Source organism: Methanolobus tindarius DSM 2278 (assembly GCF_000504205.1).
Taxonomy (GTDB): Archaea; Halobacteriota; Methanosarcinia; order Methanosarcinales; family Methanosarcinaceae; genus Methanolobus; species Methanolobus tindarius.
This window is the reverse complement of sequence record NZ_AZAJ01000001.1, coordinates 1,105,382-1,125,909: the sequence shown is the minus strand read 5'-3', so window position 1 is coordinate 1,125,909 and position 20,528 is coordinate 1,105,382. Positions and strand designations below refer to the sequence as shown.

24 protein-coding genes and 1 tRNA gene are annotated in these 20,528 nt (G+C 41.0%); 8 read left to right on the top strand and 17 right to left on the bottom strand.

All coding sequences use genetic code 11. From position 1 onward, the window contains the following. Positions 1–220: 220 nt before the first annotated feature. Positions 221–1,348, top strand: a complete 1,128-nt coding sequence (locus METTI_RS05455) for a DUF362 domain-containing protein (RefSeq protein ID WP_023844828.1) — start codon at positions 221–223, stop codon at positions 1,346–1,348. Between the two features lie 63 nt (positions 1,349–1,411). Here the strand turns inward: METTI_RS05455 and pheS are convergent, their stop codons facing one another. Continuing rightward, positions 1,412–2,890: a phenylalanine--tRNA ligase subunit alpha gene (pheS, locus tag METTI_RS05450; protein WP_048135179.1), complete on the bottom strand. Its 1,479-nt coding sequence runs from the start codon at positions 2,888–2,890 to the stop codon at positions 1,412–1,414. Between the two features lie 55 nt (positions 2,891–2,945). Then, positions 2,946–4,244 carry a tryptophan--tRNA ligase gene (locus tag METTI_RS05445; RefSeq protein WP_023844826.1) on the bottom strand — a complete coding sequence of 433 codons (1,299 nt, stop codon included), beginning with the start codon at positions 4,242–4,244 and terminating at the stop codon, positions 2,946–2,948. 205 nt (positions 4,245–4,449) lie between these two features. Here METTI_RS05445 and METTI_RS05440 point away from each other — a divergent pair, with 205 nt between their 5' ends. Beyond that, positions 4,450–4,998 carry a hypothetical protein gene (locus METTI_RS05440; protein ID WP_023844825.1) on the top strand — a complete coding sequence of 183 codons (549 nt, stop codon included), beginning with the start codon at positions 4,450–4,452 and terminating at the stop codon, positions 4,996–4,998. A 320-nt stretch (positions 4,999–5,318) separates the two neighbouring features. Here the strand turns inward: METTI_RS05440 and METTI_RS05430 are convergent, their stop codons facing one another. The 5 genes from METTI_RS05430 to METTI_RS05410 form a co-directional block, all read right to left on the bottom strand. After that, positions 5,319–6,521 (bottom strand): radical SAM/SPASM domain-containing protein, encoded by a 1,203-nt coding sequence (locus METTI_RS05430; protein WP_023844823.1) that lies wholly within the window; start codon positions 6,519–6,521, stop codon positions 5,319–5,321. 5 nt (positions 6,522–6,526) lie between these two features. Next, entirely contained in the window at positions 6,527–7,306 is a 780-nt protein-coding gene (locus tag METTI_RS05425) for an RAD55 family ATPase (protein ID WP_023844822.1), read from the bottom strand. A 121-nt stretch (positions 7,307–7,427) separates the two neighbouring features. Then, positions 7,428–8,036: a translation initiation factor IF-2 subunit beta gene (locus METTI_RS05420; RefSeq protein WP_023844821.1), complete on the bottom strand. Its 609-nt coding sequence runs from the start codon at positions 8,034–8,036 to the stop codon at positions 7,428–7,430. A gap of 25 nt (positions 8,037–8,061) precedes the next feature. Then, a complete protein-coding gene (locus METTI_RS05415; RefSeq protein WP_023844820.1) occupies positions 8,062–8,580 on the bottom strand; it encodes a 50S ribosomal protein L16 in 519 nt (172 codons plus the stop codon). Between the two features lie 203 nt (positions 8,581–8,783). Beyond that, positions 8,784–9,866, bottom strand: a complete 1,083-nt coding sequence (locus METTI_RS05410) for a DUF1786 domain-containing protein (protein ID WP_023844819.1) — start codon at positions 9,864–9,866, stop codon at positions 8,784–8,786. A gap of 47 nt (positions 9,867–9,913) precedes the next feature. Here METTI_RS05410 and METTI_RS05405 point away from each other — a divergent pair, with 47 nt between their 5' ends. The 3 genes from METTI_RS05405 (at position 9,914) to METTI_RS05395 (ending at position 11,745) form a co-directional block, all read left to right on the top strand. Beyond that, positions 9,914–10,453 (top strand): MogA/MoaB family molybdenum cofactor biosynthesis protein, encoded by a 540-nt coding sequence (locus METTI_RS05405; protein WP_023844818.1) that lies wholly within the window; start codon positions 9,914–9,916, stop codon positions 10,451–10,453. Between the two features lie 175 nt (positions 10,454–10,628). Further along, positions 10,629–11,327 (top strand): RAD55 family ATPase, encoded by a 699-nt coding sequence (locus METTI_RS05400; protein ID WP_023844817.1) that lies wholly within the window; start codon positions 10,629–10,631, stop codon positions 11,325–11,327. A 157-nt stretch (positions 11,328–11,484) separates the two neighbouring features. After that, entirely contained in the window at positions 11,485–11,745 is a 261-nt protein-coding gene (locus METTI_RS05395; protein ID WP_023844816.1) for a YhbY family RNA-binding protein, read from the top strand. Positions 11,746–11,764: 19 nt separating this feature from the next. On the opposite strand, the gene METTI_RS05390 is transcribed toward METTI_RS05395, so the two are convergent. After that, on the bottom strand, positions 11,765–12,094 hold the full coding sequence (locus tag METTI_RS05390; RefSeq protein WP_023844815.1) for a DUF190 domain-containing protein: 330 nt from the start codon (positions 12,092–12,094) through the stop codon (positions 11,765–11,767). Positions 12,095–12,258: 164 nt separating this feature from the next. Between METTI_RS05390 and METTI_RS05385 the strand changes: the two genes are divergently transcribed. Both METTI_RS05385 and METTI_RS05380 read left to right on the top strand, forming a co-directional pair. Further along, the gene (locus tag METTI_RS05385; protein ID WP_156916250.1) at positions 12,259–12,684 is read left to right on the top strand and encodes a hypothetical protein; all 426 of its coding nucleotides are present in this window, start codon (positions 12,259–12,261) and stop codon (positions 12,682–12,684) included. Next, the gene (locus METTI_RS05380) at positions 12,647–13,762 is read left to right on the top strand and encodes a cytochrome c biogenesis protein CcdA (protein ID WP_023844813.1); all 1,116 of its coding nucleotides are present in this window, start codon (positions 12,647–12,649) and stop codon (positions 13,760–13,762) included. Before METTI_RS05385 ends, METTI_RS05380 begins: the two co-directional genes overlap by 38 nt. A 6-nt stretch (positions 13,763–13,768) precedes the next feature. On the opposite strand, the gene crcB (METTI_RS05375) is transcribed toward METTI_RS05380, so the two are convergent. The 5 genes from crcB (METTI_RS05375) to METTI_RS05355 form a co-directional block, all read right to left on the bottom strand. Beyond that, positions 13,769–14,116: a fluoride efflux transporter CrcB gene (gene crcB / locus METTI_RS05375; protein WP_023844812.1), complete on the bottom strand. Its 348-nt coding sequence runs from the start codon at positions 14,114–14,116 to the stop codon at positions 13,769–13,771. Next, positions 14,106–14,453, bottom strand: coding sequence for a fluoride efflux transporter CrcB (gene crcB, locus METTI_RS05370; RefSeq protein WP_048135847.1), 348 nt, complete (start codon positions 14,451–14,453; stop codon positions 14,106–14,108). Before crcB (METTI_RS05370) ends, crcB (METTI_RS05375) begins: the two co-directional genes overlap by 11 nt. Positions 14,454–14,496: 43 nt before the next feature. Next, positions 14,497–15,681, bottom strand: coding sequence for a molybdopterin molybdotransferase MoeA (locus METTI_RS05365; protein WP_023844810.1), 1,185 nt, complete (start codon positions 15,679–15,681; stop codon positions 14,497–14,499). Between the two features lie 20 nt (positions 15,682–15,701). Then, positions 15,702–15,983 carry a ubiquitin-like small modifier protein 1 gene (locus METTI_RS05360; RefSeq protein WP_023844809.1) on the bottom strand — a complete coding sequence of 94 codons (282 nt, stop codon included), beginning with the start codon at positions 15,981–15,983 and terminating at the stop codon, positions 15,702–15,704. Positions 15,984–16,109: 126 nt separating this feature from the next. Next, positions 16,110–16,187 (bottom strand) — tRNA-Pro (locus tag METTI_RS05355). 287 nt (positions 16,188–16,474) lie between these two features. Here METTI_RS05355 and METTI_RS05350 point away from each other — a divergent pair. Then, positions 16,475–17,026, top strand: coding sequence for a hypothetical protein (locus METTI_RS05350; protein ID WP_023844808.1), 552 nt, complete (start codon positions 16,475–16,477; stop codon positions 17,024–17,026). A 293-nt stretch (positions 17,027–17,319) separates the two neighbouring features. Here the strand turns inward: METTI_RS05350 and METTI_RS05345 are convergent, their stop codons facing one another. From METTI_RS05345 to sppA, 4 genes are all read right to left on the bottom strand, one after another. Then, the gene (locus tag METTI_RS05345) at positions 17,320–17,871 is read right to left on the bottom strand and encodes a UbiX family flavin prenyltransferase (protein WP_023844807.1); all 552 of its coding nucleotides are present in this window, start codon (positions 17,869–17,871) and stop codon (positions 17,320–17,322) included. Then, entirely contained in the window at positions 17,871–18,236 is a 366-nt protein-coding gene (gene lpdD, locus METTI_RS05340; protein ID WP_023844806.1) for a prenylated flavin chaperone LpdD, read from the bottom strand. The genes METTI_RS05345 and lpdD overlap by 1 nt, the downstream gene beginning before the upstream one ends. Position 18,237: 1 nt before the next feature. After that, the gene (locus tag METTI_RS05335; protein ID WP_023844805.1) at positions 18,238–19,440 is read right to left on the bottom strand and encodes an HD domain-containing protein; all 1,203 of its coding nucleotides are present in this window, start codon (positions 19,438–19,440) and stop codon (positions 18,238–18,240) included. 76 nt (positions 19,441–19,516) lie between these two features. Then, entirely contained in the window at positions 19,517–20,455 is a 939-nt protein-coding gene (gene sppA / locus METTI_RS05330; RefSeq protein ID WP_023844804.1) for a signal peptide peptidase SppA, read from the bottom strand. Positions 20,456–20,528 lie beyond the last annotated feature (73 nt).

The window sequence follows — 20,528 nt, the reverse complement described above, 5'->3', positions numbered from 1 at the left end:
CCACCACTTATTGTGAGTTTTCAACTCACGTTTTTAACTCACCATAAATTGATGTGCCACATTTCTTGATCTTTGGTTATATACTTTCCTAATTTGTGTCGCAAGTCATAATTCTAATAATGATGAGGTGTATCTTTTTGTTTACTATTTAATTACTTGAAGCTGTGTACAATCATCCATTCAATACTTATTTCAATTAACTTCCCTAATATAGTTCATAATGGCTGACAAAGTTTCCATTGTAAAATGTGACGATTATTCTCATTCAAAAGAATGCATCATTGAAGCGCTTTCTCTTATTGGTGGCCTGAAGTCCATAATATCCAATGGTGATCGTGTTCTTCTAAAACCAAATGTCCTTGCTGCCCGCAAGCCCGAAGACGCTGTAACAACTCATCCGTCCATAGTTGCCGCAATGTGTGAACTTGTGAAGGATGCAGGTGGTACTCCTGTAATTGGTGACGGTGCAGGAATCACAAGACCTGGCGCAACCGCTCATGCGTTCAGGACATCAGGCATTGAGGATGTAGCAAAATCCCAGAACGTTCAACTTCTAAATTTCCAGACGGAAGGTTACATAGAAGTAGAGGTTCCTGATGCAATGCGTTTTTCAAGTCTTTACATTTCTAAAGCTATCACGGATGCTGATGTAATAATCTCTCTTCCCAAGATGAAAACCCATGAACTGACATATTACACAGGTGCTGTGAAGAATATGTTTGGTGCATTGCCTCTAAAAACCAGAAAAGAAATGCATCTACTGGGTGACAGAAAACTCTTTGGAGAAGCTGTTATTGATTTGTATTCAATTGCAAAACCTCACCTTGCTGTAATGGACGCGGTTGTAGGTATGGAAGGTAATGGTCCTGCTCATGGAACACCAATTAAAACCGGTGCAATCATGGCCTCATATGATTGTGTATCACTGGATGTGATCGCTTCTGATATAATGGGTGTGGATCCAATACAGATTCCGACAACAGTTGCAGCTCTTGAACGTGGATATGGGAGTCAAAATCCTGATGTTGTAGGTATTGATCCACAAATAGTCACACAGAAGTACAAACCTTCAAGTGGTGGTATTCTCTTTAATTTGCCACCTTTTGTTATGCGATTCTTCGGTAAGCAATTTGAAATGAAACCAAAGATCAATACTTCAAAATGTGTACTTTGCGGTGCCTGTGCAATGAATTGTTCTGTAAAAGCAATAGATGAAATTGGTGATCATTTAGAGATCAATAAAAACAAATGCATCATGTGCTACTGCTGCCGGGAACTTTGTCCTGCAAACGCAGTTGATATTGACATGTCTTTTGTGGCAAAAATCATAACAACATTCAAAAGATAACTTCAAGCATTGCATTTTTAATATTCAAAATAAAAAAGATAAAAACGGAAGTGTATGTCCAGCTCAAAGCTGACATACTTCACTCTTACGTAGCCAGTCGATGTCAGAGTGATACAACTGGCGCAGGTCCTTGAGTCCGAGTTTCAGCATTGCAAGTCTGCTGACTCCAAGTCCCCATGCAAGAACCGGATATTTAATTCCAAGAGGGGCTGTAACTTCTTTTCTGAATACGCCTGCCCCACCAAGCTCAACCCATCCAAGTCCTTCAACATAAACTTCAGGCTCAACACTTGGTTCAGTGTATGGGAAATATCCTGGTCTGAATCTTACATCCTCAAATCCCATCCTGTGATAGAACTCTGAGAGGCATCCAAGAAGGTTTGAGAATGACATGTCCTTGTCCATCACGACACCTTCAAGCTGTTCGAATTCTGGTGTGTGTGTCGGGTCAATTGTCTCTCTGCGGTATGCCCTGTCAATAGAGAACGCCTTTACAGGTGCATCAGGGTTGTCTGCAAGGTATTTGATCGTCAGTGCAGTTGTGTGGGTTCTGAGTACATTTTTGCATGCAATCTCTTCACTCCACTTTCCACCCCATCCGGTTGACCCAGTTTCTCCTCCATTCTCATGTGCTGCACAAACCTTGTCCTTATATTCAACAGGAAGGTCTGATGTGCTGGAAAGGTGGAATGTGTCCTGCATTTCTCTTGCAGGGTGATCCTGTGGCTGGAACAGTGAATCGAAGTTCCAGAATGAGCTCTGTACTGCTTCTCCCTTGATCTCAGTGAATCCCATGTCAAGAAAAATACGTCTCATTTCATCAATGAGGCGCTGGTATGGGTGAATCTTTGCTCCGTATACTGGTCTTGGAGCTGTGTGAATGTTATATGGTCTGAACTTCTTGTCTTTCCATTCCCCGCTTTTCAGGAGTTCGGATGTGAGTTGTGCAACCTCTTCTTCAACAGTGATGCCTGCTGCAACAAGTTCCTTACCTTCAGATGTGATGCAGACCTTTCTCTTCTTGTGTTCAGTCTTAGCTACAAGCTTACGTTTGATGAGGTCGTTTATGACATTCTTGTCTGCTCCAAGTTCATCGAATGTCTTTGCTTCATCTGCAAATGCTTCCAGGGCCTTTTCATCCTCTCCTTTTTCAGCATTGCCGGTTGGAACTATCATTCCTTTCTCAATTCCTGCCCAGCCCTTACGGCGAAGCCATCCGGTAGCAATACCAGCAACAGCAGGATTGAATTTGTCCTTTAGTTCATCCATTGAGGTTGGGCCTGAAATAGCATCAATTATCTGTCTTTCAGGCAGTCCTTCCTGAGCATACTTCTTTCCTTCGTCAGTAAGCTCAAATATTTCTGTTACTGTTTCGTCTACCTGGGCAAGTCCTTTCTCTTCGAGCAAAAAAGCAGCCTGCATTGAAGTTTCCATTTTCATTTCAGACTTCTCTGCAAGCTCATCCGGGCTTGCATCTTTTAGATTCTCCAATGCTATCAATACATTTTTCTCATTGGATGTAAGGTTGTACTGGGAGCTCATTATCACACCTGTTAAATTGAGTTCGTAAATCTGTAATTTGTAATTAATTGTTAAATTATAGTCCGTATTCATCAAGCCTGTCCTTTGCAACTTCACGCAGTTCCTGATGTTCTTTCAGGAACTTTTCTGTTCTTTCTGCTGCAAGGGCTTTACAATGTCCGCACATTCTGGTTCCTTCCCGACATTCAGTGTATATTTGTGCAAGTTCTTCGTCATCATCTACAAGGTGGAACAGGAACATTTCATAAACAGAGCACTTTTCAGGTTCACCACCAAGTTTTTTCTGTTCCTCAAGGGTTATTCTGCCACCTGTCTTTGCCCTCTTTACCTTCTTTGCAGCACCCTTTGGTTCTTCTGTAAGTGAAATATAACTTTCCGGAACACTGCTTGACATCTTCCCGCCCTGAAGTCCTGACATGAACCTGTGATATGTTGATGAAGGCGGAACAAATGCATAACCTCCAAATTCAAGTTCTACATCCTGCACTACCTTCATGAGACTTTCAAAGTTGTCTGCACTGAAAACATCAACGTGCCCTTCAAAAAGCTTGGTTTTATCGGGAATACGCTGGCTTAGTTCTTTAAGGGCTTCTTCAGGAGCAGCCTTGCTGCGGATGCTGAAATATTTATTTCCGTCCTTGTCTTCCCTGCCTTCTATCTTGAACATATTCATCTTATGTCCAAGTCCTCTTGTAAGCCTGATATGTGGATCCTGATCAGAACCTACAGGAATTACAGCTGGTTTTGGTCCGCCGTATTCTTCAAGCTGTGGATGAAGTATGTCTGCACTCTGTGTCACAGCACTCAACATGTGTGCAACATTAGTCTCGCCTGTAAAGCCGTAAATGGCACTAAGTTCTGAGTAGTTTGCCTTTGAACTAAGTTCGAATGCAAGGTCTTTGACCTGTTCGGATTTTGACTGGAAGTAAATATGTCCGTTCGGTTCAAATCCAAGAGCAATCAGGCTGATGATGTATTCGTTAATACCAATGTCACTGCACTTTTCCCATGACATTCCTCTGACAGCATGGCTTTCGCGGTCTGCAATTCCGACGAATGCATCAGCACCCTGCTGCTGGTGCCAGATTATCTCTTCCATTACCATCTTGTGTCCAAGATGGACTTTTCCGGAAGGCATGAATCCGCTCATGACTGAGAACGGTTTGTTGTTGTTCATTGCATCAGTGATGCGGTCATAGTTCCTGTGACCAAAAATTATTTTTCGGCTCATGAACTTATGAGGATTCTCGATTTCCCGGACCATATCATCAAATGGCTGAATACCAAATTCATCGAATAATTTGGAATAATCATCAATGTTCAATGCGCTCCAGGGGTCGATCTTCATGTTCATATGTTGCCTCTTGATCAAATTAAGTTAATATTCATGCCTTTTTTAAATTAATACCTGCACATGAAATTGTTAGTAAAAATACCTAGTGATATGTAAATGTTCTTATCAGGAAAATTGGATGTTTGGTCACTCATCTGTGCAAAATAAATCAAATAAGCATTAAATATTTGTAATATTGCACCGGTCTTTATGATAGGTATTTGTGATGAATAGAATATTTTTGCTGGCAGCAGTTTTCTTTCTGATAATTGGATTTTACAATCTATACCGTGCACGCAGGGATCATGAAAGTTATCTTCCTGTAATTGTTTCTTTCCTGATCCTCATGTCTCTTACTGCAATGTATTTCAGTCCTCTATTGGGTATTTTATGTCTGATGGTGACATTTCTGTTCGCTATTAGTAAAAGAAAGAATATTCTTCTGTTCCAGGAACAAAGACTGCTGGCTAGCTTTAACAAAAATGACTATTCAAAAGAGCTGAAGCTCAAAGAGGTCCTTGTTGGTAATAAATTGTGGGGGAAACTGGCTCTGGAATATGGTGCAAAAAAAGCAGCCCTAATATACTCATTATGGTTGAGTGGCTCTCTATTTTTTATTCTATATATTGTACATGCAATGGACACTTTCATTAAGCCGGATATGGACTTTATAGTCTTCTTTTCAGGAACCTATCTATTTATGTCGTACTACCAGATGCATGGTTATTTCAGAAAATTCCTGGCAATGCATGAAGAAGCAACTGTTCCATCCTGAAAGAACTGATACCATGCAAGGAGATGAGAACTGAGAATTATTGGATCATAGTCACATTAATTATTCTTTATAAATAATCACGCAAGGTAGATAATGAGCATAACAATATACCATTTCACAACAGTTATTTCTGCATTGATGGTCCTATTGAGTTTCTATAATGTAAAAAAACAGGGTGACAGGTATTTACTGTCACTTTTTGTATTCATGTTGTTTTTTTCATTCTCTCTGTTGATGGTAATACCTTTATATGGATCAATTGCTTTTATCCCAACACTATTCTTTGGCTTTAAAAATAGTAAAAAGATATTCAGTGAATATCAGGCCTGAATTTTATCAATATCATAAGGTTTTGATGCATCCTCAGGAATCTTCTCCACAAGCTGAAGATACTCTTTTTCCTGCATCAGGCATGTGCTGCGCTGGCCTCTGAAAGCTTTATCTTTGCGCATCTTTGTCCAGATATCTTTAATAGAGGTCTCCTGTATATTTCCATAATGGAATGGGATATAAGGGCATCCTTTTACAAGACCATCAACACAGACGTGCATCCATCTCTGGCCAGCCATGCATCCGAGCATTTCTCCTTCAAAGTATGTATTAGCAAAGATACGTGGCCCACCTTTAGTTGAGTTAACGCGGTGATACATTTCAAGCACTTTCTGTCTGTCACCGTTTGAGATTATAGGGTCGTCCTTCTTTTTCGGGACAGATTCCCACAGGGAAAACTCATGAACTCCAAGTTCCCTTGCAAACTCATACATTGCAGGCAGTTCATCAATATTCTTAGGGGAAACATGGGTTGCCATTGTAACAAGTAATCCTGCTTCAAGTCCTGTTTTAATAGCATTTGTAGCAATATCAAAAGCACCATCAAGTCTTCTGACAGCATCATGTTTCTCGGCTTCTGTGGAATAGATGCTGACCAGCAGGTTATGCAGTCCTGCTTCCTTAAGCCTGCGTGCATTCTCAGGTGTCATCTCGGTTCCCGGAGTATACATATTGACAATGGCACGTTCCTTGTCCACATAGTCAATAAGCTCATAGATATCTTCACGAAGCATCGGGTCGCCTTCCGTGAATACAATGACCATTGCACCCATGTCAAGAACATCATCTATGGCCTGCTTGATAGTTTCGATGTCAAGGTCTCCTTCTCCACCGCTGACCACGCAGTGCTCACAATTACATTTGCAGTTACGTGTTATCTCAAAAGAAACCGTTTCAGGTATGTATCTGCCAAGTGCTATTTGAGTTTCAGCAACAAGCAGTCGATTGAAAGGTTTACTTGGAATTGGCGGAAGCCACGTTGAAGCTATTACTTTATCTTCATCAACAAAAGCAGGCTTTTCTTCTTTAAGGCGCTGGTTTATCTTCTTTAAAAAAGGTGCACAGGCCTTTTTTAATGGTCCATGCGCTTTAAGCTGAACAAAATCAGCTTTTTTGTCCATTTTGATTGAAAGTCCGGGTATTGAAACCAATGCAATGTCTTTATTATCTGAATTTTTATGATCGGCTTTCATTTACATTATTCCCCAAGAATCGAAGATCTTTGTAGGGAGAACACATCAGCTTCCTTGCCTATAACAGAATCGGATGAATAGACAATAATGCCCTTGTCAGTAATCACATATGGGCGAAGCACTTCGTCGTGCTTTACTCCTCGCATTTTTAATATCTCAAGGGATCTGATCCTTTCTCCGGCAATCCTGTTGACTTTAAGACAGATAACTCCTTCGGCAAGGTACTCTTCGACACTGAAATGGTCGGGGTTCATGTTTGCTTCACTTGTTATTAGCGTGGTGCAGTCAAAACTTTCTATATTCTTGACAAATTCAAGTATAATATGCCTTACATCTACCGGATCAGGAGATATTTTAAGAGAGGTCAGCGAATCAATGAAAAGTCTTTTAGCATTAATTTCCTTCACACTTGCATAAATCTGCTTCAGCACGGTTTCCAGTGTTGCATTATCATGGTCATGTTTGTCAGGTTCCAGGGTTTTCTTGATGTAACGTCCGTAGGCAATGGGGTCCGCCCTGATAATGCGGAGCTTATTTTCTTTGATAAGACGTTCCATATCCCAGCCGTATCTCCACATGTTTCTCATTATGCGGGCAGGCGTTTCCTCAAAAGTAACATAAACTCCCGGTTCATTGTACTGAGTAATTCCTGAATACAGGTATTGTGATCCAAAAGTAGATTTACCTGCGCCAGGTCCTCCTGTTAGTAGAATTACATCATTTTCTATGAACCCGCCTTCTATAAGTTCATCAAATCCTGGTATTCCTGTGGGTACTCGTGCCATATCTTTCCTCGATTATTTATTTTCGAGTAATTTAATATATTTACCGCACGAATATTATATAACAATTGCTTTTAAAAAAAGATTTCAAAAAAAGAAGATTATTGATACCTGTGTCCAGGTATCATACTTTTTCAGAAAATGCGAGGGTTCCGCTGATTCTCTTGATTCTTATTTTAAGGGTTTCGCCCTTTGCAGCGCCAGGTACGAAGATAGTATATCTGTCAACCTTAGCAATTCCGTCACCTTTTGAACCAACTGCATCGATCCTGACATCATATTCTTTACCTTCTTCAATTGCATCCTGTTTAACAGGCGCGCTGGCACGTCTCTTCTTTACCGGTCTGTGTGCACCACATGCAGCACATTTAAGCACCATTATGCGGTCCATCTTGGTAAGCTGGGTGTCAGGTCTTCCACATTCGGAACACATGACGAATTCTTCAACATATGCTTCAATATTGGATTTTATCTGTTCCTTGGAGAATCTCCCCTGGAACACTGCCCTTTGACCATCTATCTTTCCGGCAGTTCCCATTTCACGTGTGAGATATTTCATCACATGATCCGGGTTTCTGTTAAGGACATCAGCAATATTGTTGAAGTTATCAAGGATAGTGGTCTTACCTTCCACCATGATCTTTGGCTCAGGGATTACGAAACGGGCATCCGTAGTCTCCATGTCGGGTAAGTTTGCTATTGCACGATCCAGAAGTGCTTCGTAATCTTCCATCTTTTATCCCTCGTTGTAATTTTATTTACTGTACAAGTTCCATTCCCTGATCAACTACAATTCTGACTGGGCTTGGCAGTTTCTGGCCAGCTTTTCTAAGAGCATCCTTTGCTGCTGCAAAGTGTTCTTTGTTAACAGATATTGTGAAGATCTTCTGCTCGGCTGAAACTCTTGCTGCAGTTCCTACGTTCTTTCCGAATGCACCACGCATACCACTGGATACACGGTCTGCACCTGCTCCGGTAGCCTGCTTGTTCTCTCTGAGTACTTCGTGTGGATATACTCTGAGTTTGATGTGGTATCCTGCACGACCTGCTGCGTTTACCATTGCCCTGTTAGCTGTAATACGTGCAGCTTCAAGTGCAGTGTGGCGTAACTGGCATCTTTCTTTAACTACGAGTGTTACCTTTATAGGGAACTCAGCGCTCTTGTTACCCATATCGTAGTGAATGATGTGGCTACCTGGCACACCACCCATGTATTTCCTTCTGGTGTATGAGCGTTGTCTGACGTTCCTGTACATACTTGCTGGTTTTCTTACCATGAATAAAATCTCCTTGAATTAATTATCGTAATAAAGAACGGTACGTAACTATGATAATACCGTTATTTTTGCATCTGGATTTGTACCTTAATTGATATGTATATATTTGTATTTGTTGATGTTGCTCTCAACCTTCAACAATATGGATTAATCTCGATGGCTGTCCTCATACTACCTTGGAGTTTATAAGTCTTATCACAGGTTCAGAGCTCTTTGCCAAGCTGGACTGTAAGAAGTCCGAAAGAGCCTGACAGCATCATGTTTCCATATGGGGATGCAAAAAACAGCTTATCCCATACAATATTGTCCCGCTTCTCTTTATCCATATTCATAAGTATGTTACGTCTGGGTCCGTTTATCATTATTGATCTGATTGCATTAAATCCGGGTGTTTCACGTATGTAACAACCATGCCCACCATCATCAAAGATATCCTCAAAACTAAGATTGCCGCTGGCAAAATCTATTATATATTTCTGTAACTTTTCTCCGTCAAGTGCAGAGCTGTGGTGTTCAAGCAACGCAACAACACGATTGTCTTTTACAATAGCTGCAAGCGTGTGACCATTTCCAATGTTTACAACTATTGCCGGCTGTAATGCATTTTCATCAAGCAGAGCTCCAAATATTGCAGCAGGTCCGGTATCCATGATAATAGTATCTTTGATGGTGTCATGCCTTCTCAGTGTTCTTGCAACTGCTGCCATGCGAGTGAATTCATCAGGGACATTGTCGGCATTGTAGGCAAACTGTTCAAAGTTTCCACCTTCATCTATAAGTCTCTCAAATATCCTGAAACGATATATGCGATTACTTTCCTGAGGTGAGTTTCCATGATCCTGTACTGCCACAGCAATCATTTCCGGCATACTCACTCCAAAACTACCAAGAGCATTACTGAGTGCATCAACATCAATATCCTGAAGAACTATTTCTTGAGTTGCATCAGCAAGAGTTTCCAGTTCATCTTCTGACACTATATTGATACCCATCGATTTTACTCTCTCAATGTCATCTTTTATTGTAAGGGCAGCTTTTTCAGTTGCATAGACCTTTAACTCCTTTTCCATATGGGCTTTAATGGCTCTGACACAGGGTCCTCCTCCCATCACATCTCCTGTAAGGATAATATTGCGCCCTTCATGAGTTGCCTTTCTAATTCTTTCTGCAACAATAACTGTCGGTGATGGCATAATCATCACAAGACTGTTCTCAATCTCACGTTCAGTATCATAAAGCAGTATATCCTGCGTGCCTGTCCCAACATCAATAGAAAGTATTCTCATGGTCTAATCGAGTGTTTCTTATACTTTTTAAGGTATAAATACTTCGTATGAGCAGTCAGTCTACAAAAGAACATAAAGAAGGCACGTTGAAAGTGTATTCTTTTTATCTGGTCACCATTTCCAGTTCCAGATTCAGTGAATTTGGAGCAGTTTCCTCGCCAGAGGAAGCCAATGATGGTTCCGGGAAACTGATGCAGGAACTTGTGACTTCCAGCGGGCACAAAGTTACAAAATATGAATTGGTTCCGGATGATCCTTCATTGATCAAAGGTTCCATACACCGCGCACTTGAATCTGATGCAGATGTTGTAATCACAAGTGGTGGAACCGGACTTGCGTCAAAGGATGTAACTATAGAGTCCGTAGCACCCCTGTTTGACAAGGATATTCCTGGATTTGGTGAACTATTCCGCTTCAAGAGTATAGAACAGATAGGCAGTTCAGTTATTCTCTCACGTGCAGCAGCAGGCCTTTTAAAAGGAAAAGTTATATTCTGCGTTCCTGGTTCTCCAAATGCCGTGGAACTTGCCTTGAAAGACATTATACTACCTGAAACCGGCCATCTTGTGAAACATGCTCGCCAGTAACCAAAAAAGGTTTATATTGTATATTTTATTTAATTAGAGTGTACCAAAAAGGCACATTTATATACGTTAATATTTATATTTGTAATGGAAGTAAATGATGTAGAATCCCTTTAAAGAGGATTAAAAAAATCTCTAAAGGGCAAATCCTATATACAATCCCAATGAAGAGGGAAACATGTCCGGCTACTCTTTAGGCATCAAGGAACTGGATGAGCTCCTAGGCGACATCCGGGAAGGAACTAATCTAATGATGATAGGTCCACCTATGAGCCGAAAAGATGACCTGCTGGATGCCATTATTTTTAACAGCCAGAGTCCTGCCGGATCGGCTATAATAGTATCTACACGTGAGCCAGGTGAACGTGTTCTCGGGTGGTTCGAAGATTATGGTCTGGACACATCAACAGCAGATATTGGTATTGTCGACTGCGTTACCAAGACACTTGGAATGGGTGCAGCAGATACTGAAAAGATAAAAAGGGCTTCAAGTCCGGTGGATCTGACCGGCATCGGTGTAAAGATCAGCCAGTTCTTTGAAGAAATGCTCATTAAAAAGAAGAAGCAGCAGGTTCATCTTTGTATCAACTCCCTGTCAACTATCCTTATGTATTCAAACATACAGACAGTTTTCAGGTTCCTGCATGTCTTCACAGGACGTGTAAAAGCTGCTAACGGTTTTGGTTTGTATGTGGTCGAAGATGAGATGCACGATGCACAAACAATAGCTACCCTGAAACAGCTCTTTGATGGGATGATCGAAATAAAGGCTGTTGGAGATGCCTATGCCATGAGGGTAGTGGGAATGACTTCAAAGCCTACTCCATGGTTTGAGTATGCAATAGAAGGAACAGATATCGTTCTCAAAAAAACCTAAAACTGCCTTATAGTGGGCAGTCATATTCCTTTTACACTACTTTTTGTGTATTTTACAATTTTGGAAATACCCAGTGTCAATGGTCAGTTTCAAATACTCAACACCCAACTTGTGACGTATAATTCAAAATTTAATACAAATTATCGGAGTATCAATTATGGATAAAGAGAAATTATATCAATTAAAAAACGAAGCAACAAAAATCAAACCTATTATCAACATAGGAAAGAATGGGATCACTGATTCTGTACTGGAAGAAATTAAAAAGCAGGTTAAAGCTAACCGTCTTATTAAAGTCAAGATGCTAAAGACCAGCGCAGAGGGAGAAAACATCAAAACATCTGCTGCAAAACTTGCAGAAGCAACTAAGACAACCCTTGTCGATGTAAGGGGCAGCACAGTTGTTCTTTACAGGTGATTAGGGACTTCAGGTCTCTTCACTCTTCTTTAAAGCATTCTCCTGAGACGACTTCCACATCCTGGACTATCATAAGCTCGGTTGGAAGCATGTTCTTTAGTTCAGGAATAATGTTTCTGATATTTTCTTCTTTATCTACGGCCTGAACAATTACCGGCAGGTCAGTTCCAAGTCTAAGGACACTTGCAGTGTGTATCTTGTGATGAACTCCATATCCTTCCATGCAATGATGGACAGTGGCTCCTGCAATACCTTTGTTTTTCAGGAACTCAATAACTGCATGGTGTGCATTTTTTCCTTTGTACTTGTCATTCTCACTCAGATATATTCTTAAAAGTAATGTTCTCATGTTTTCCCCTGGATACTTTGCTTGTTAATGCAAATGAGGTAATGTTACATTTTCTTTCTGGTTCTCATCAATAAATTAGTTTTTCATTCAATATACGGGTTTATGATTCGGGTGCACAATGATGTTTAGTAAACTTTATAGCTTAAATGCTAATACCAATACTTATGGAAAAAAACAACAATACTGTCATTGCAGTTATAGCTGTTTTGATACTTGTGGGGATAGCAGGTGCTTATACGTACCTGGGTTCGGATAGTGTGGATACTGACGTAAGCTCTTTAGAGGCAGTAACTATTGTTGAAAGCAGTCCGATGGCAATTAATTATTCCGAAGAATATTTCCATGTGGAGGAATGGAGGGTCACAAGCACTGACCTGATAGATTCCGTTCCCAACGGTACCGTTGAGGAGAATAGTGTCTGGAGAGTCAGGATTATGGAACGCAGCTGTGCATGTTCCGGTGTCAAAGACCTGTACGTTATTGAAGGCTTTGTCTCTTCCAGCACTGGTGAACTTTTGAGCATTGAAACCAAATCCGTTCTGGAAAGCAAGTATGATAAAAAGACCTGTTCATCGACATCCTGTCACTGAACGAAATTACTGCAGGTTTCTGCCTGTATTTTTCTTTTCCCTAATACTTCTGACTGGTTTAGCTCAGGCTGCAGTGTCAGTGGAATATTTTTATGAAGATGGTTGTCTGAAATGCGCAAAGGCATCGCCGGTTATAGATGATGTGATTTCCACTTATCCTGATACTAACTTCACTTCCTATGAGATTAAAGCTGCTTTCAGCCTGGCACAAAGTTATGGTGTTACAACTGTTCCTGCGGTTGTCGTAAACGGAAGCATAGTAATTAGCTACAATGACTATGGAGGTGACACTGAGAAACTCAGTTCAATGCTTTCTGAAGCAATAGAAACAGCTCCGTTTATGGAGTATGATACCGAATCATCAAAAGTTGAATCTTTATCTGCAGAATCATTAGATAATCAAACTCCTGCCGTAATCTTTATTGCAGGTCTTCTGGCAGGCTTCAATCCATGTCTCATTGCTGTCATGGCTTTCCTTGCATCAGCAATTGTCTCTTCCGGAGGTTCCCGCAAGGATATGCTTGTTCTGGTTTCTGGTTTTTGTGCCGGAATATTTGCAACTTATATGGTTGTAGGTTTTGGAATTCTGAACACAATTACTTCATTTCCTGGAATAAGAGATGCCATAATGTCTTTTATGGTATTGCTTGTTGCTATTTTTGGGGTCTGGCATATTTATGATGCATACTACATAAGCAAACATTCAAAATCATCCTTCAAAACCCCTCATTCGTTTGTAGATCTGATGAACCATGCAAGAGGCAAGAATATACTTCTAATCTCTTTTGTTGGCGGAGGAATATTCTCTCTGGTGAAAGCCCCGTGTGTGGGCGCTGTTTACCTGATGATCCTCGAAATGCTCCTGTCGGGGGGCAACACTGTAAATGCCGTGTTGTACATGGGTCTCTATAATTTTGCAGTTGTACTGCCAATTCTGATACTTGGTGCTCTTCTTGCTTTTGGCCTGGATCCGGAAAAGGTAAACGAGTTCAGGGAAAAAAGACGTGTAGAAGTCCGTCTGATCACAGGAATTATATTGATTTTGCTGGCTGTGTTATTGCAGTTGAATATCATATGAAAATCATCAGACAATAATGTAAGCTAAATATACCGCAAAAAGGCACGAGGAAAGGTTAAGTCCGATATTCATAAGGAAATGTTTGCTTTCTCCTTCATCAAGAAGCCTGAAGCTCTCGTAGGCGAATGTAGAGAATGTTGTGAAAGAACCAAGCATTCCTACACTTATCATGTAACGTAGAGTTCCTTCCACAGAAGTGAATGTCAGCGCTGCAAGTACAAAGCTGCCAATGGTATTTACAGCAAGTGTTCCGGCAGGAATCTCATTTATTCTGGGAATCGCTCCGGAAACAAGGTATCTGAGGTTAGCACCGATAAAACCTCCGATTCCTACAAGAAGGATTTCAGAAACCAGTCCCTTCCCTCCTTCTCATTATATAGATAACCAATGCCCTGCCAGTGAAAATACCGGCAAGTGTCAGGATTATATTTGCAAGAATGTTGAATGCAGCTTCAACCAGTTGCATCTGGAATGTCTGGACAGTGAATGTAGAAAAAGTAGTTAGTGATCCGCAAAATCCAATTCCGAAAAACATACGTGTTTTAGGAGATACAATCCCAAGATACTCGGAGCTGTACATGAGAATACCTAGCAGTATGCTCCCAAGTACATTTACCACAAGAGTTCCGGATTCAGGGGCAAAGTATCCTGCAATAAGAAATCTTGATATTGCTCCAAAGAATCCTCCCATACCAACTGTGAGAAGTTCTGAGCTCTGGTTTTTCAGATAATCATTATTCAATTAACACTACGTCCACTTCGCTTCTTTCTTCGCAACCTTCCACATTTTCCGGGATTATAACAAAACCATCTGATTTTGCAATGGAACTCAGTATTCCTGCACCAGCTGTCATTAGCGGATGAGCAATGTTGCCTTCGAGTATTACTCTTGCATAGCTGACATATCCTTCTCTGGATAGTATTTTCCCGCTTAATGTGGCTTTTACGGTTGTGTCAGGTATATCAGGTATATTCCCGGATTTTCTAAGTGCAGGTTTGCCAAATGCAAAGAGCGCCACAAGCCCCGCTGCCGGATATCCGGGCATACAGAGTACCGGCACATTTTCAACAATTCCAAGTGCAGTTGGCTTTCCTGGGCTGAGTCCTACTCCATGAACAAGTTTTCTGCCAAGTTTTTCCACTACAGCCGGAACAAAATCCCTGTCTCCTACCGAGGTTCCGCCAGAAACAACAATCATGTCAGTGTCGAGGTTTGCCTTGATGGCTTCCTCGATTAGATTAGCATCTTCAGGAACGATGTCGCAATATCTTGCACTCCCGCCCCATTTCTCTACATACTCTCCTATCATGAGGCTGTTAATGTCAAGTGTTTTTCCCGGTGCAGGTTCTTCGCTTCCCGGAAGAGGTAGAAGGTCATTGCCTGTAGGGATAATTGCAACAACAGGTTTTGAATAGACTTTGACCTCACTGATTCCAAGCGATGCCAGCACTGCAATGTCACAAGGTCTTAGAATATGGCTTTTGTTGAATATTATTTCATTTTTCCTTACATCCTCGCCGATCTCACCAACGTTCTTTCCGGGATGCACCTGTGCCCTTATCTCAATCATGTCTCCGATGGAAATAGTATCTTCCATCATCAAAACTGCATCTGCATCATCAGGTACGTAATCTCCCGTATTGACCGGGGTACATGTTCCTTCCATTATTTCATCGGATATCTGGAGCATAACAGGGTTTGTTGGAGATGCACCTATAAGATCAACAGATCTTACTGCAAATCCATCCATTGCAGAACGTCTGTAATGCGGAACGTTACGTGGTGCAAGTATGCTTGCAGAAAGCACTCTTCCAATCGCAGATCTTGAAGGGAGTACTTCCGTTCTGTCAATACTATTGATCCCGGCAAGGAACATTCTCTTTGCTTCGCCAACATCTGTGCGTTCTCTGAATATCATCCAAGTCCCTCTGTTTCAGTTTAACCGCCGGATACCGGTGGAAATATTCCAAGTTCATCGTCATCGCTCAGTACGGTCTCAAGTCCTTCCATATGCTTGATGTTGTTTCCATTCAGGAATACATTGATGTAACCACAAAGTTTTGCATCCGTTCCTGCCTCAAATACGAGTTCTTTAAGAGCAGGATATTGTTCTGTAAGTGAAAGGAGCACCTCTTTAACAGAGTCTCCTGTGAGTGATAGAGAAGAAGTTTGTGCAATCTCTCTGAGATTTGCAAATAGTTTTACTTTAACGTTTGCCATGGGGACATTATTCCCAACAGATATATTATAAAACTAATCCTGTAAGACAAAAAGACCAAGCTAATGGTCACAAAACAATAGTAGGAATATAGTAAAATTTTCACTGGAAAAGTTGTAAATAAGTTCTGGTGGGATAGCGCGGATTTGAACCGCAGTCCAAGCGTCCCAAACGCTCGAGGATGGACCAAGCTACCCTACTATCCCAATCAGATTCAGAAGGGTAGCCCTTACATAGCATATATTGTATAAATAGATTTCGGGGGGCGCTGCTGTGGTTTAAATAGGAATTGATTGATTTGGATTTTAACAACAGGCTAACAGTTCTAATTATGTGTGTTGGTGTTAAGAATAGTTATGTCAATTTATCACATATTGTATTAATTTATAACAATGCAAAATAAGTATTCTTATATACTACTTCTATATTTTTATGCCACTCTCCAGTCTTCTAGGGTATAGAGGGAATTATTGGACAATAGGATAGTGGAAAAATGGTAAAAAAACAAAAATTAATAATTTCCTTAAGCGTAATAAGTACTCTTCTTCTCATAATGATTGTGTCAAGTGGTTGCACTGATTATGCTACCCATTTCAACGACGGTTACAAAACCTATGCAAATGATGATTATAGATTCAGCATTGATTATCCAGAAACCTGGGATTATGAAGAGACTCAAAACAGTGTTTTATTTAATGATCCCGAAAACGGATCAATAATTGGAGTAGCTTATGTTGGATCGTCTAGTTCAGTTGATGATTTTCTTGATTATCAATCAACATGGGGCGCTCAATTAGTTCATATGGGTTCATTGGATTTTCGTTTTCGTGGTCGAGGGAAACATACTAGTTTTAATGGATACGCAGCGTATGAAATAGAAAATGTAGTTGACCATAGTTATTCAGGAAAAGTAAAGATGGTGCTCTTCCGTGCCAATGATCGATTATTTATGCTAGCCTATGGGGCTAGGTCGGGATATTACTATAACTATGATCTGGAAACCGCAAATAAGATCATGGAATCTTTGACATTCAATACGGATTGAATGTTCATATATGTACAGAATCTAAACATTGATAATTTGGTTCTGTAGGATTTCGATATTTAGATGTTTATCGATGTAATACATAGATCTAGAAAGCTGTTAAATGACTGGATCAATACCCATTTTAAACCAATTGAGCCAGATTCATTTTTAGTAATGATGGATATTCACTGATCGCCTGCCATGTCAAAAGTCCGGCTTCCAATTGTCACCATGGTAAGTGCAAAACCCGTGATTGCTTAAGGTAGAGATAAGCACAGTTCAAGCAGAGTCTTTTACTGGAAAGAGCCATCTCACTCCCAGCGCTTGTAAATATCGTTGTCAATATCCATCAGGTCAAGTGCACGCCCTGCCATAGAATTTACAAGGTCATCAATTGTTTGTGGTCTTGAATAAAATCCGGGGCATGCAGGCAGAATAATTCCGCCGGCTCTCTCAAGTCTCAGCATATTCTCCAGATGTATCTGGTTAAGAGGCGTTTCACGTGGCATCAGCACCAGTTTTCTTCTCTCCTTCAGGCAAACATCAGCGACCCGTCCAAGCAGGTTATCAGACATTCCCCCTGCAATTTCGCCAAGTGTTTTCATGCTGCATGGGGCAATAATCATCCCGTAGAACTTGTGAGAACCGCTTGCAATTGGTGCTGTAAAATCACTCTCATCGTAGACTGCATCTGCCAGGCTTTCGACATAGGATCGCTCGTAATCTGTTTCGATATCAAGTATCTGCTTTGCGGCTTTTGTCATGACAAGATGGGTATAAATATCTGTTTTTGCAAGAATTTCCAGCAACCTGACTCCATAAGCAGAACCAGAAGCCCCGCTGATACCTATTACTATTTCCATTAGAATCCTTCTCCTACGCCTATAATTACAGCAAGTTCATTGATCATTTCTCCTGATGCGGAAACGATCTCATTAATCTCATCAAGTGTTATATTGTCTAAATGAATGCCAACGATGAATACGGAAGTTGCTTTGCATGCCTTGCTGAATTCCTTTGCACCATTCAGTGCAATTTCAGTTTCCCTGTGTCCCGGTGATGTAATCACAGATGAAGATGCTCTCTTTGATTCTGGGTCATAGAAACCAACGCCAACAGCTCCTACGTGTTCATCGCCTCCTGTAAGGCTGGCAACGTAATCGTCACCTGTCTTTTTCCATTCAAGCACAAGACTGATACCTGCCGCAACTTTCCTGATTTCCTTCATATTATTCCTCGATTTCTGTCAAACGGAACTGTTTTGTTGTTCTTTTAACTTCAAAGAAGTTCTTCGCTGCTTTTCCAACAGCTTCCCTGTATTCGGTTGGGGTATAAACTCCCATTTTCCAGTTATCACGGTGTGCCTGCTCCAGAGTGGCAACAACATGGGATGCCTCATCAAGCCGGAGCATTCTGTTCTTGACTTTCACAAGAGCTTTCATTTCAGCGATTTCCGGATTTCTGGGAATATCAATAAGCACAGATTCAGGCTCAATTCCAACTTCTTCTGCAATCTCAGCTTCCACTCTTTTGATGTTTTTCCGGTGCTTTAGGACTCCCTCGCCAACTTCATCAAATCCAACATAAAGCGCCCTTTTGTAGAGTTTCCTGTTGTCAAGTCTCTGCGCAAGCTCTCCTGCATAACCTTCATCGTTGCGTATCATTTCAAGCAGTCCAGAATCATCCATCTTCCTGAGATCAAAAGGATTGAGTGATTTTTTCTGGATAAGGTCATCAACCGCTCTTGTAAACATAGTTTCAGCAATTCTTGAAACATGGTGATAGTAAACCGATGGATGCATCAGGAATCTGGATACAAGAAGCGATTCTGCCGCCTTGACACCACCTGAATTCACTACAAGATTGTTCTCGTAAAATTTCATCTCATTGATAAGTCTTACATGGTCTACAAGACCAAAAGCAACGCCAGTATAATGAGAATCTCTTACAAGGTAGTCCATTCTGTCAACATCAATCTCACTGTTGAGTATTTTTCCCATGTCCGTTTTTCCCTGGATGTGATCTTCAATAGTTGCAGGATTCAGTCCATTATCACTTAGAATTTCTCCAAGTTCTCCTTTTTTCAGTATCTCACGAACATCCTCATGGTGCTGTCTTGTGTAAAGTTTTGTAAGATTTTCAGTTACATGTGAGTAAGGTCCATGTCCTACATCATGGAGAAGAGCAGCAACCCTGAGTTCCTCTTTTTCATCTTCCGTGACTGTATCTATCTTTCCGGTCAACATAGTGGCAAGATGCATAACTCCCAGGCAGTGCTCAAAACGTGAATGATTAGCTCCTGGATAAACAAGGTTTGACAGCCCAAGCTGACTAAGTCTTCTAAGTCGCTGCATTTGCGGTGAATCGATTATCGATAACGTGAGCGGGTCAAGCTCAATGTATCCATGTATAGGGTCACGGATGACTTTCATACAACCTACATATCCTTCATCTTATAATGATTTTGCACTCGTTTCTATTACTTCTCGCCTGCAAATTACAGTTTTATCAGAAGTACATTCCATAGGAAGAAGATGCTTCTTCAACTGATGTTGCTGCCAGGCCTTTTCCAAAGCCGTATCCAAAAGAGTACAGTGCGTCATTAAGTTTCATTCCAAGGAAGCCGGATGATTTTCCTTCATATTCATACAGGTCAGGTTCGCCGGTAATTCCTGCCATCTCAGCAGTAATGTCAATTGCATCTTCCTCGGTTCCGACCATATCAACAAGTCCTGCTTTCTTTGCCTGGGAACCGCTGTATATCCTGCCGTCTGCAACCTTGTAGGCTTCTTCCAGACTCATATTTCTGTTCTCAGCAACCCAGGAAACAAAGTCATCATAGCTTTCGTTAACAATGGAACCAAGCATTTCCTTTTCCTCTTCTGTCATTGGTCTGGTTGGAGAACCGATATCCTTGTACTCTCCGCTCTTGATGGTTGTGACGTTAATTCCGAGATCATCCATCAGGCCATAGTAATGGATAATTTCCATCCTGACTCCTATATTACCAACAAGTGACTGCTTTTCAGCCACAATATAATCCGTGGACGAAGCTGCCTGATAAGCCGCAGAAGCAGCCATTGATTCAACATATGCCACAACAACTTTCTTTTCAGATGCTTCCTTTATTGCTCTTGCAAGCTTTTCACTGGCAATGGCCTCACCACCAGGTGAATTAATCCTGATGAGAATGGCTTTTGTTCCATCATCTTCCTGCGCATCCTCTATCCATTCTATGTAGTCCTCAACTCCGGGTTGATAGTCACTGAAAAGGTCTTCTTCTGTTCCTCCTGAATAGATAGTTCCGTCAAGGTCTATAACAGCGATCTCTCCCGATGATCCTTCTATTGGAATATTCATGACAGCTACAATAATCCCTGTGAGTGCAAGGATTAAAATGACTATTCCCATAGCACCATAAATTAATATTTTACTTGATTTTTCCAAGATTCCTTCTCCTGTTTCCTCTGAAATAACTAATATTATTTTACGAGGTCTTTACTTATATAGCTTGAACCGT